This window comes from Vibrio sp. 9-16B-A1 (assembly GCF_056726165.1).
The window spans coordinates 1-12,003 of sequence record NZ_JBSDZD010000015.1; the positions used below are offsets into that span (position 1 = coordinate 1).

A 12,003-nucleotide genomic window follows, 5' to 3' on the forward strand; every position below is an offset into this window, starting at 1 on the left:
TGCAGAGCCCAGAGCCCAGAGCCCAGAGCCCAGAGCCCAGAGCCCAGAGCCCAGAGCCCAGAGCCCAGAGCCCAGAGCCCAGAGCCCAGAGCCCAGAGCCCAGAGCCCAGAGCCCAGAGCCCAGAGCCCAGAGCCTTTATTCCACGTACTTCCCCCGATACTCCCCAACCCACATCGCCGTTGCGCCGCATACTGCGACCGGCATGATAACCAGATTCAGCAGCGGCACTGTGGTAAACAGCGCGACCATAAGGCCAAAGCCGTAGCTTTTTGACTGGGTGCTTTTCAGATCGAGGCGCATCTCCTGGAATGAGACTTTATGGTTATCGAACGGGTAGTCACAGTACTGGATGGCCATCATCCAGGCAGTGAAGATAAACCACAGTACCGGGCCGGCGGTCTGGCCGATGGCCGGGATAAACAGCAGGATCACAAGGCCAAGGGCTTTTGGAAGGTAGTACATCAGTTTGCGCCACTCCCTTGCCATGATCCTTGGGGTGTCTTTAAGCAGACTCAGTGCCGACTGGTCGCTGATTTTCTTTCCGGTTAGCCTTGCTTCGACCTGTTCGGCGAGAATACCGTTAAGCGGCGCGGCGATAAAGTTCGCCAGGGTACTGAAGAAATAGGTAAAAGTCGCCAGTATGGTGATCACCAGAATTGGCCACAGCAGCCAGGAGAGCCAGGAAAGAAATTCAGGCAGTTGCGCCATCCAGGCGTCAATCCAGCCGCCAAGGTGAGAAAACAGATAGTAGAGCGCACCGCCGACCAGCAGGATGTTGGCCAGCAGGGGCAGGGCGACAAACCGTCTCAGTCCTGGCGCAAATGCCAGCTCAATACCATAAGCAAAGTAACCAAAACCACTGCGGCGTGGAGGGTGTATGTTTCCTTGTTGCATAATCCGTTCTTTGTGCTGAGAAAATCTGCTTCTATTGTAGCGGGAGCAAAAAAGAAAGAAAGCGTGCAGAAAATCACGTCTTCTGACATTTTGATTGCATTTAAATATTCAAAAAAGTCAGCGACTTTTGGTACAGTAAAAGGCATTAATTTATGTTTCCGGGTTTACGCTCTGTTAACCCGCTTTGAGAGTGAACAATGCAGGAATTGCGACTAGTACTCATCATCGTTGGTCTGCTGGCCATTGGTGCGCTGCTTTTTCATGGTCTTTGGACCAGTAAAAAGGAGGGCAAAGCCAAGTTTGGTAATAAGCCACTCGGCAAGCTCGATGAAGGGGAGAGCGGTGAAGAGGATTACACCGCCAGCCGGGCTTTTGCACCCGAGGATGATTTTGAGATCATCCGTAAGGAGCGAAAGGAACCTCAGTTTGGTATCGATGACGAACCGAAGTTCGATCCGCTGACCGGCGATTTGCCGGAGCAATCTGACGATGTGCCTGCGTTCAGTGCGAAAGACGAGGAACCGGAAGTGTCACTTCAGGAGGCTGCACCTGAAGCAGAACCTGAAAGTGAGTCTGTTGCAGAGCCTGTAGCAGAGGAAGTTCAGGAAGAAGAGCCTGAGCAGGAAATGGAAGTTATTGTGCTTAACGTTCATTGTTCAGGCGATAAGCCGTTTGTTGGCACTCAGCTGTTTGACAGCATGCAGCAAAACGGACTGCTTTATGGTGAAATGGATATCTTCCATCGTCACTCAGACCTGTCTGGTACAGGAAAAGTGTTGTTCAGCGTGGCGAACATGATGCAGCCTGGAACACTGAAACACGATGACGCAGAAACCTTTACCACTAAAGGGATTTCCTTCTTTATGACCCTGCCGTGCTACGGTGAAGCGGATCAAAACTTTAAGCTGATGCTGAAGACTGCGCAGCAGATCGCCGACGATCTTGGTGCGCAGGTGCTCGATGAGAAGCGGGCGATGCTGACCCCGGATCGTATTGACGCTTATCGCGAACAGATCCGCGATTTCTGTCGCCGTCAAAAAGAGCGTGAATCAGAGGCCTGATTTCGTCTATAGTAAACCTGTTCTGACCACCAGCTGGTTTGAGGGCTCCGTTTCGGAGCCCTTTTGCTTATCAGCCGTTTTGCCTGAAAGAATCAAATAACCATGACACAAGAGATACAAAAACGTTACCAGGAGCTGAAAGAGTCGCTCCACTATCATGCCGTTCGCTATTACGTTGAAGACAGCCCGGAGATCCCGGATGCGGAATATGATCGTCTGATGCGTGAACTGGAAGCGATTGAACAGCAGCACCCGGAGTGGGTCAGCGTTGACTCACCAAGTCAGCGGGTTGGTGGCGCGCCACTGGATGGATTTGAGCAGGTACAGCACGAGATTGCGATGCTGTCACTGGACAATGCTTTTGATGATTCTGAGCTGGAAGGATTCTACCGCCGCGCTCAGGAGCGTGCGCCGCAACATTTCTCTGCCATGTTTAGTTGTGAACCAAAGCTTGATGGTTTGGCGGTGAGCCTGCTGTATGAGAACGGCATATTGGTTCAGGCAGCCACCCGTGGTGATGGCGCTACCGGTGAGAATATTACTGAGAACGTGCGAACTATCCGCTCCATTCCCCTGAAACTGCAGGGAGAGGGCTGGCCACAGCGCCTTGAAGTTCGCGGTGAAGTGTTTATGCCTAAAGCGGGTTTTGACCGGCTGAATGAAACCGCACTGAAAAAAGGCCTGAAGCCATTTGCCAACCCGCGCAATGCAGCGGCCGGCAGCCTTCGTCAGCTGGACTCAAAGATCACCGCAACCCGTCCGCTTGCTTTTTATGCCTACAGCGTGGGGGTGGTGGAAGGTGCGGAGCTGTCTGGCAGCCACTACCAGCGCTTTATCGAGCTTAAAGGCTGGGGCCTGCCTATGTGTCCGGAAACCAGACAAATTGAAAACCTGGACGAAGTTAAAGCCTACTACCATTCGATTCTGGAAAAGCGTGACAGCCTGCCGTATGAGATTGACGGCGTGGTGATCAAGTTTGACTCCATCGCACAGCAGGAAGCGCTGGGTTTTGTTGCCAGAGCGCCGCGCTGGGCGATTGCGTATAAGTTCCCGGCCCAGGAAGAGATCACGGTGCTGGAAGGGGTTGACTATCAGGTAGGCCGTACCGGCGCAATTACGCCGGTTGCAAGGCTTAAGCCTGTGTATGTAGGGGGTGTAACAGTCAGCAATGCGACGCTGCACAATGCCGATGAGATTGAGCGCCTTGGCGTCCGTGTTGGTGACAGCGTGATCATTCGTCGTGCAGGAGATGTGATTCCTCAGGTCACCGGTGTCGTGCTTGAGCGTCGTCCGGAGGATGCGCAGGAGATCGTCTACCCAACAAAATGCCCTGTTTGTGGCTCCGATGCTGAGCGTACAGAAGGCGAAGCGGTTACCCGTTGTACCGGTGGTCTGGTTTGTCAGGCGCAGCGTACAGAAGCACTGAAGCACTTCGTGTCCAGAAAAGCACTGGATGTCGATGGTCTTGGTGTTAAAGTCATCGAGCAGCTGGTAGAACGTGAAATGGTGGAAACACCAGCCGATTTGTTTAAACTCTCTGCCGGTATTCTTACTGTGCTGGATCGTATGGGACCAAAATCTGCTCAGAACGTAGTGGATGCGCTGAACAAGTCGAAATCGACCACTCTTGCGCGCTTTATCTATTCCCTTGGTATTCGTGAAGTGGGTGAAGCAACGGCGGCAAACCTGGCTAACCACTTTAAAACCCTGGAAGCTGTTGAAGCTGCTGGTAAAGAACAGCTTCTGGAGGTGAATGATGTTGGTGAAGTGGTGGCAAGCCACATTATTGCTTTCTTTGAGCAGTCAAGAAATCTGAAAGTGATTGAAGAGCTGATTGAGTTTGGTGTCCACTGGCCAGCGATTGAAGCACTGTCAGAAGACGCGCCTCAGCCTCTGGCTGGTAAAGTCGTAGTGATCACCGGCAGCTTCAGTGAGCTGAACCGTAATGAAGCCAAGGCCGTCCTGCAGGCATTGGGAGCCAAGGTGACCGGCAGCGTATCGAAGAAAACCGATATTCTGTTTGCCGGTGAAGCGGCTGGCTCCAAACTGGCCAAAGCCCAGGAGCTTGGTATTGAAGTTCAGGGAGAGCAGGAGCTCAAAGTTTTTCTGTCCTGATTTTAATCTCACCTGATTAAAGCCGCTGGATAAGCGGCTTTATTTTTGCCTAAAACAAATATCGGCCACTCTAAAAGAAACTAAAACAGTGACATGGCTCGCATTGAGCCAGAAACTCAGATGAAAAGAGAGTTTAATTAGTTTCCTTGTGGAACCCGGTAACTGCCTGATGGTCATAAACAGCAAGCCACTTTATTTATGTCTTCAGTTTTTAAAGACAGTAAATGCTTCCTTGTGGTGTCCTCTTCCTGGTTGTAATTTTTGCTCAAAAATTAAGTTGGGTGATTTACAGTGATCCAGGTCTTTTTTTTGTGCATTCGCGTGTTTTTTATCCTTCTCATTCGGCGGGCTTCACGTTTTTGTTTATGGCTTGCAGCCTAACTTGTTGTATTTGTTCGTTATTTTGTTTCTGGTTAATCACGTTTTCTGAAATTTGAAATCAGTCACTTACTTGAGAAAAGTTTGCACCGCCTCATATTTTTTTATCTAAAAATTAAGTTCCTGTTGATGTTTTTTGCCGCGAAGTTAGTCTTTGGGTTGTGGATACACACTGTGTACTGCAGGAAAGAAAACGTTTGCCACCAATAGTTTTTGGTGAGTTAAACGAAAACAGGAGACTTGTTCATCGCTTTCGGCGGCCAACTTAAAGCGGTGAGCAGAAAAATAACAGCTATATCCATTTTTAGGAGTTTTTCCATGGACAAAATGTTTAAACGTACGCTAATCGGCGCAGCAGTGGCGTCAATCGCATTCTCAGGCTCAGCTCTTGCTAAGCCAGCAACTGATACTGTTGACCTGTACGGTCAGGTAGCGGTTTCTGTTGCTCAGTATGGTGAAGACCGCATCGGTGGTGGTGACGCTCCGATTAAGTTCGAAAACGAGTCCCGTTTCGGTCTTCGTGGTTCTGTTGACCTTGCACGTGCACCTCAGTTCATCTGGCAGATGGAAGGTGGTAACGTAGGTGATGATGGCTCAGGCTCAGGTCTAGGTGTACGTGATACTTATGCGGGCTTCCAGTTTGAAGATGCGGGCAAGATTCGTATTGGTCGTATGACAACTCCAACTTATGACATCATCGACTGGCCATACTCGGCACAGCGTGCAGGCGCAGTATTTGACTGGGGCGGTGATATCGTAGGTGGTGCACGCAATGACCGTCAGTCCAATATCATTCGCTACGACTCAGCAAACATGGGTGGTTTCAACTTTGCTCTGGCAGTTGGTCGCAATGATGAAGCTACAAAAGGCTCTGATTTTGCAAGTTTAGGTATGCACTTTACCCAGGGTATTTTTGCTGTTCACGGTGGTGTTGAAGTTGGTAAAGACCGTCAGCTGAGCGCTCTGAAAGATCTGTACACTACGTGGCTGAAACAGAATCCAGGCCAGTCTATTGATCCGGCAGCAGATGGTGTTGATTACAAAGGTCAGTCTGACACTATGGCATCTGTTCTGGGTTTTGAGCTGAACTTCGATGGGTTTGGTTTCCTGGGCGCATACAAGAATGAGCGCGCTGACTACGAAAACATTACGATCACTAAGGGCACAGACAAGGTTGAATTCAGTGATGTTAAACTCAGCCAGAACAGCTACTCTGTAGGTGCATACCTTACTGCGGTAGAAAACTGGAAGTTTACTGTAAACTATGCAGTAAACATGGATGCAGAGTTTGAAGGTGGTTCAACTGAGACTCTGGGCGGAACCAACGATTACATCGTTTCTGGTCAGGCCATGTACTTTATCGACGATGCAGCTCTGACTTACTTCCGTCCATACGCAATCTCGAAGAATGATTCAGATGCGGAGTTCGGTTACCAGCTGGGTCTGGAATACTACTTCTAATTTCAGAAGAACAGACTGCTTTTTCATAGCCGGGCAAATGCCCGGCTTTTTTGTGTCTGAAAAACTGGTGAAGACCAGATGTGGACGCTAGAGAATGGCAGGTGGTTTTATGATAAAGAAAAGCCCGCTTCATATGCGGGCTTGGTTATTACTAACTAGTGACAAAAATCAGTTCATATTTGATATAGCCCACTGAAGGAAGGCTTTACGATCTTCTTTGGAAGCGCTCATAAACTGCGTTTTAAGCTGATTTAAATCAGCTGTTGTTGATACGCTTTCAGCGGTTGCCTGAGTGACTGACTTTTCGGCTATTGATTCTGTGAGTGACTTACCGTTGTGCTTCAGGCTGGCGACCTGGTTGCTTCGGTTGTATTTTTCAGTTTCAAGAACATAGTCCGGCATCAGATCCAGTCCAATATTAAGCACGTCTTTTTTTACGCCCTGTAATGGTTTGCCCTGATACAGAAACTCAAATGTTGGCTTCTTGTTATAATCTAGCCCCTGGTTATGGGTTTCTATGTTTGGTACCTGCAGCTTTAAAGTCTTATTGCTGGTATCGAACAGAGCCACTTGTGGGGTGGATTTGAATTTAGTCTTCAGGCTACCTGATTCACGGACTATTTTTGAGAGCCTGAAAACTAACTGATTCTGTCCATCGGGCAGGACCAGGCTGTCTTTATAGTCAAATCCCAAGCTGGAGTAACCAGCGTCTTCACCGTTGATAACCAGTACCTGTATTCCTTTTGGAATATCAACAGTTACCTGTGCCATTGCAGCGCACGGCATCGCGAGCGCAAGCATTGTTAAACCAGTATGTAGCTTCATATCATCTCCATGATCACTTACTGCGAGTATTTTAGATATGATATTATTTGCGATGAAAATAAAGTATAGAATAAGTCCCGCTTTGCGATCTTGAACGTGATATTGTTTAGCTAGTCTTCTTCAGTTTAAGATAACGATAAAACAGCGAGACTTTCGGAGTATCGTATGAACATCTCCCAGGCAGCCAAACAAACCGGCCTCAGCGCCAAGTCGATTCGTTTCTACGAAGACAAACAACTTATCAGCCCTCCGTCCCGGGGGGCTAATGGTTATCGCCTCTATTCAGAGAAACACATTCAGCAGCTTCAGTTGATTGCCCGTGCCCGTCATGCCGGATTTAGTCTGGATGAATGCCGGGCGCTGTTAAAGCTGGCTGAGGATCCTGAGCGTACCAGTGCAGAAGTGAAGCAGCGTGCGAGTGAGAAGCTGGCAGAGATCGAAAATAAGATCCGCGAGCTTGAAGCGATGAGGGCCCAGCTGGAAAGCTGGATCAGTATCTGCCCCGGGGACGGGGGAAAAGAGTGCCCGATTATCGATGAGCTTTGTTCCGGGAAAAAAGAAGAATAGCAAGGGCCATTTTCGGCCCCTTTGTTTTATTCCGCTTTCTCTATGGTGAGAACAATACCATCGACACTGGTCACCTTCACCAGGGTGCCGGCCTGAAGCGGGGCTTCAGAGTGGGCAGACCAGGTAGTGTCTCCAAGGCGAATGCGGCAGCGGCCGGCGTCGACGTTTTCTTCCAGCCGGGTCAGCTGGCCGATCAGCTGTTTGTTTCGTTCATTCAGGTCACGCTGCTGGTCAGACTGGCGGTCGCGCTGGTGCTGATAGCGCCACCAAAGCCAGGTGGTGAACAGAGTCAGCGCGGCAAAACTGACCCATTGCATTTCCCAGCCAAGAGGAAGGGCAAGGTTCAGCAGGCCAATGATGATGGCGGAAATCCCGGCCCACAGCAGGTAACCTGCAGCTCCTAACAGTTCACCACAAAGCAGCAGAAGGCCCAGAGCTATCCAGTGCCAGTAGTTCATTTGTTCCAGAAGTTCGATCATTTTTCACCCTGGTGTTTAAACATCTCGGCAATACCGGCAACCGAGCCCATCAGGCCGCTGGCTTCCAGTGGAAGCATAATGATTTTGCCGTTTTCTGCCTGACCAATGGTTTTCAGTGCTTCGGTATAGCCCTGAGCAATAAAGTAGTTCACCGCCTGCATATCACCCTTGGCGATAGCATCCGATACCATCTGGGTTGCTTTCGCTTCCGCTTCTGCTGCACGTTCGCGGGCTTCCGCCTGGAGAATTGCAGCCTGCTTGTCCCCCTCAGCTTTGAGGATCTCAGATTGCTTCTGACCTTCTGCGCGCAGGATTTCTGCCTGACGTACGCCTTCGGCTTCCAGTACTTCAGCACGCTTGTTACGCTCGGCTTTCATCTGAGCGTTCATCGCAGCGGTCAGATCTGCAGGCGGCTGAACGTCTTTGATTTCGATACGGGTAACTTTTACGCCCCAGGGATTCGTTGCTTCATCGACAATGGTCAGCAGCCGGGTGTTGATCAGATCACGCTGGCTGAGCATTTCATCGAGTTCCATTGCACCTAACACTGTACGGATGTTGGTCAGGGTGAGGTTGCGGATCGCGTGCTCAAGCTGGTTAACCTCGTAAGCGGCTTTGGCGGCGTCTATAACCTGAACAAAACACACAGCATCGATGGTGACGTTAGCGTTGTCTTTCGAAATGACTTCCTGAGCCGGGATATCCAGTACCCGCTCCATCATGTTGATTTTATGGCCAACGCTGTCGATAAACGGAATGATCAGGTTCAGGCCCGGTTTAAGGGTCAGGGTATAACGGCCAAAACGCTCAACAGTCCAGTTATTGCCCTGAGGGACGGTTTTTACCGCGGCAATTATGAAGATGAAAACGACCACCAGCAGAACGGCAATCGTAATTAAGATGTCTAAATCCATAAGAAATAATCCTGTAACTGACTGAAGTGTAAATATAATAAATCTGAAATTTCAGTTTAGCACAGCCATGAATTACGGAGTACTTATAGAATGGTTTTATCGGTCAGGTACAAAAAATGCGACGCAAAAGCGTCGCAAACAGGAAAGATCAGTAGAGAAGGGAGTAGAGCCTGCGGCGGTACTGGCCAGCGAGCGCATTGCCTTGTCCCAGTGCGGCCAGAATATCCATAAAGGTTTTCTTCAGCTCACCATCATGTGCACCAAGGTTGGTTGCCAGTGGTCTCCACAGCAGCTCCAGCGCCTCTTCATCACGGTTAACCTGGTGGTATTGAAGTGCCAGCTCCTGGATCAGTTCCAGGTTGTCAGGTTGCTGACCCAGCCTGGCTTCCAGTGCCTGGATTTCCGGGCTGTCGGCAGCCTGCTCGTGCAGTTCGAGTTTGGCAATCAGGCCTTTGTAGTAGTTGTCCTGGTATTCAAGCGGGATCGCGCTCAGTTGCGCTTTGGCCGCTTCAAACTGGCTGGTTTCCAGCATGCAGTCCGCCAGTGCCAGTTTAATATCGCCGCGGTTTTTCAGCTCTTCCGGGAGGGACAGAAGCAGGGGAAGAGCCTCGCTGTGCTGTTGCTGCTCGATTAATTCGGCCGCTTTTTTCAGGTTCAGTTCGTCCTGGCTTGGCAGATGTTTTGCCAGCATGGCCTCAATGGCTTCTATCGTTTGTGGGCCGCCCAGACCGTCGGTGGCCTGACCGTTGATAAACAGCGCGATGGTTGGCAGAGCCTGGACGCCAAACTGCATAGCGATGTTCTGCTGCTCTTCACAGTTAAGCAGGGCAAGCTGAAATGCCCCCTGGTAGCGGCCCGCCAGTTCTTTTAGCTGAGGAATGATTGCGCCGCTTTCCGGGCTCATCGGTGCCCAAAAGTGAATCAGTACCGGTTGCTGCATGGAGCTTTCCAGTACCTGACGGAAGTTTTGTTCGTTGATCTCGACGATGAGTTCAGATTGCATGGTCAATCCTTGTTGTTCATATCTGTTTGTTAGATATGAGCTTGCAGGCTCAAAATCAAGCTTAGCGGAGGAAATAGTTGCAAAAACGCTCCCACAGGGGGAGCGTATTGCACAGCAGGCGAAGGACTGGATCAGACAAGTATCAGCACGGTCAGTGTGACACCCAGGCTAATCCAGTTAAGTTGGTTTAGTGTCATGATGCCCTCTAATTTACGGCTCAGGGGGGGGATCCGGGTGGTACAGTGCCTAATTTAACGCCTTAATATGATCCTTTCATGACAGTGGGATCTTTTTATGCTGCTTTGATCAGGATCGCATCGAGCCAGCGCCCCGGCAATAAGCGCTTTAATACCGCAAATACTTTGGTCGGGGTGGTGACCCGGTAGCGCAGTTTCGGCCGGGGAGATTCGATGGCGTGTAACAATACCGGCACGATGGCGCTGGCTGGCAGGGTAAACTGATTACCTGAGCGCTCCTTTTCCAGCCTCTCTTCCTGCTGGCGGTACGCGTTGGCATGGCGGCCGGATGACATGTCAATCCATTGATGGAACTTGGCCAGAGCGTTGGCACGAAACTGGGATTCAATCGGGCCTGGCTGGATCAGGGCAATTTTGACACTGCTCCCGGTCAGTTCCAGTCTCAGGGTGTCTGTCCAGCCTTCCAGGGCAAATTTTGATGCGTTGTAGGCCCCGCGATACTTCATAGCCGCAAAGCCGAGTACCGAGCTGTTTTGAATGATGCGGGCGTCATCGAGTTGGTGAAGGTGGGGAAGAATTTGCCTGACCAGTTCATGCCAGCCAAACAGATTGGTCTCAAACTGTTCGCGAAGTGCCTGAGTGGGCAAGTCTTCGAGCGCTCCGGGCTGCCCGTAGGCACCATTGTTAAACAGTACGTCGATTTGCCCGCCGGCCAGTTTAAGAGCCTGCTCAAGGCCACTTTGAATGCTTTCGTTACTCGTGAGGTCGAGCTGAACAGAAAGAAAGCCTTCCTGCCGGAGACGTTCAACGTCTGCCTGGTGACGGCAGGTAGCGATAACCTGATAGCCAAGTTGTTTAAGTTCACTTGCACATGTGTAGCCGATCCCGCTGGAACAACCCGTGATCAGGACTGTCTTTTTCATTCTGTTCTCCCTGTAACTGAGCAGACAGCATATACGATCTGCCGGGGAGTCTGCAGCCATTATTCGCGGGAGAGCAGGTTTTTCAGTGCGGGTTCCAGCCGGGAGTAGTTGAACACAAACCCCAGCTCGGTCAGATGCTTGGGCTTGGCCCGGATACTGTCAAGCAGCAGGCAGGCGGCTTCGCCAAGGATGAGCGAGATGGCCCATTTAGGGGTAAACAGAAAGTGCGGGCGTTTGAGAGTCCTGGCCAGGATTTTGCTGAAATCCAGGTTCGTTACAGGATGTGGGGCGCTGAAGTTAAACTCACCATGCGCATGATGAGTACTGAGCAGAAACAGGATCCCGCGTACCATATCCTGAATGTGTATCCAGGGCATATATTGTTTTCCGGAACCTATCGGACCGCCGAGCCCCATCCGGTAGGGCGGAAGCATTTTTTGCAGTGCACCGCCCTGCCTGCCAAGTACCAGTCCGGTTCGGAGAATACACACTCTCGTCTGAGATTGTGCCCTTTTGGCAACGGCCTCCCACCTCGCACAAACATGATGGGGAAACTCTTCGTGATGGACATGAAGGCTCTCGTCGAACGGGTGTTCCTGCTGGTCGCCGTAATAACCAACGGCCGACCCGCTGATGAACACTTCAGGTGGAGAGGTGCTGGCGTGGATCAGGCTGACCAGGGCTTCTGTGACCTGCCAGCGGCTGTTACAGATACGCTGCTTCTGGTCTTTGCTCCAGCGTTTGTCTGCGATGGGTTCACCGGCGAGATTGATTACAGCATCCACATCGTTGAGATCAGAGAGAGAGGACAGATCATCGATATAACGGATGTTGCCACAGTCGGCGTGGCAAAGGGTCTGTTTTGCCCGTTCCGGATCCCGGGTCAGCAGCACGATCTGATTACCGGCCAGGTGCTTGATCAGCATTTTCCCGATAAATCCTGTTCCACCGGTCAGCAGTATCCGCATCCCCACGCTCCTTAAAAATATTCAGCAAACTATCAAGAGTATAGTCAGTCATCTGACCGATTTTCATATCATAGCCTATTCTTTGATTAAGAAGGTGGGTTTAAGTTGTTGTTAAAAAAGCGTGACCAGTCACGTACACACTAAAACAGCTGTGCCATAGTAAAAACAAACAATTGGGCCAAATGGCCCATTTAGAAGCGGTCAGGGAAAGGCCGCC

The 12,003-nt window shown here is 50.6% G+C and carries 11 protein-coding genes; 4 read left to right on the plus strand and 7 right to left on the minus strand.

The genetic code is table 11. The annotated features are described in order from the left end of the window. Nucleotides 1-136 precede the first annotated feature (136 nt). The gene (gene cysZ / locus ACVB80_RS20060; RefSeq protein ID WP_481083061.1) at nucleotides 137-895 is read right to left on the minus strand and encodes a sulfate transporter CysZ; all 759 of its coding nucleotides are present in this window, start codon (nucleotides 893-895) and stop codon (nucleotides 137-139) included. 197 nt (nucleotides 896-1,092) lie between these two features. Between cysZ and zipA the strand changes: the two genes are divergently transcribed. The 3 genes from zipA (at nucleotide 1,093) to ACVB80_RS20075 (ending at nucleotide 5,910) form a co-directional block, all read left to right on the plus strand. Then, nucleotides 1,093-1,956: a cell division protein ZipA gene (gene zipA / locus ACVB80_RS20065; protein ID WP_481083062.1), complete on the plus strand. Its 864-nt coding sequence runs from the start codon at nucleotides 1,093-1,095 to the stop codon at nucleotides 1,954-1,956. Between the two features lie 102 nt (nucleotides 1,957-2,058). After that, nucleotides 2,059-4,071: an NAD-dependent DNA ligase LigA gene (gene ligA / locus ACVB80_RS20070; RefSeq protein ID WP_481083063.1), complete on the plus strand. Its 2,013-nt coding sequence runs from the start codon at nucleotides 2,059-2,061 to the stop codon at nucleotides 4,069-4,071. A gap of 696 nt (nucleotides 4,072-4,767) precedes the next feature. Continuing rightward, nucleotides 4,768-5,910, plus strand: a complete 1,143-nt coding sequence (locus ACVB80_RS20075; protein WP_481083064.1) for a porin — start codon at nucleotides 4,768-4,770, stop codon at nucleotides 5,908-5,910. 168 nt (nucleotides 5,911-6,078) lie between these two features. Here ACVB80_RS20075 and ACVB80_RS20080 read toward each other — a convergent pair whose 3' ends face one another. Then, nucleotides 6,079-6,735, minus strand: coding sequence for a YccT family protein (locus ACVB80_RS20080; protein WP_481083065.1), 657 nt, complete (start codon nucleotides 6,733-6,735; stop codon nucleotides 6,079-6,081). Between the two features lie 165 nt (nucleotides 6,736-6,900). Here ACVB80_RS20080 and cueR point away from each other — a divergent pair, with 165 nt between their 5' ends. Next, a complete protein-coding gene (cueR, locus tag ACVB80_RS20085) occupies nucleotides 6,901-7,302 on the plus strand; it encodes a Cu(I)-responsive transcriptional regulator (protein WP_481083066.1) in 402 nt (133 codons plus the stop codon). 26 nt (nucleotides 7,303-7,328) lie between these two features. On the opposite strand, the gene ACVB80_RS20090 is transcribed toward cueR, so the two are convergent. From ACVB80_RS20090 to ACVB80_RS20110, 5 genes are all read right to left on the minus strand, one after another. After that, complete coding sequence (locus ACVB80_RS20090; protein ID WP_481083067.1) at nucleotides 7,329-7,781, minus strand: NfeD family protein; 453 nt, start codon at nucleotides 7,779-7,781, stop codon at nucleotides 7,329-7,331. After that, nucleotides 7,778-8,695, minus strand: a complete 918-nt coding sequence (locus ACVB80_RS20095) for an SPFH domain-containing protein (protein ID WP_481083068.1) — start codon at nucleotides 8,693-8,695, stop codon at nucleotides 7,778-7,780. Before ACVB80_RS20095 ends, ACVB80_RS20090 begins: the two co-directional genes overlap by 4 nt. Nucleotides 8,696-8,843: 148 nt before the next feature. Next, nucleotides 8,844-9,698: a co-chaperone YbbN gene (locus ACVB80_RS20100; protein ID WP_481083069.1), complete on the minus strand. Its 855-nt coding sequence runs from the start codon at nucleotides 9,696-9,698 to the stop codon at nucleotides 8,844-8,846. A gap of 292 nt (nucleotides 9,699-9,990) precedes the next feature. Then, entirely contained in the window at nucleotides 9,991-10,818 is an 828-nt protein-coding gene (locus ACVB80_RS20105) for an SDR family oxidoreductase (RefSeq protein ID WP_481083070.1), read from the minus strand. A gap of 59 nt (nucleotides 10,819-10,877) precedes the next feature. Continuing rightward, the gene (locus ACVB80_RS20110) at nucleotides 10,878-11,786 is read right to left on the minus strand and encodes a TIGR01777 family oxidoreductase (RefSeq protein WP_481083071.1); all 909 of its coding nucleotides are present in this window, start codon (nucleotides 11,784-11,786) and stop codon (nucleotides 10,878-10,880) included. Between the last annotated feature and the right edge of the window lie 217 nt (nucleotides 11,787-12,003).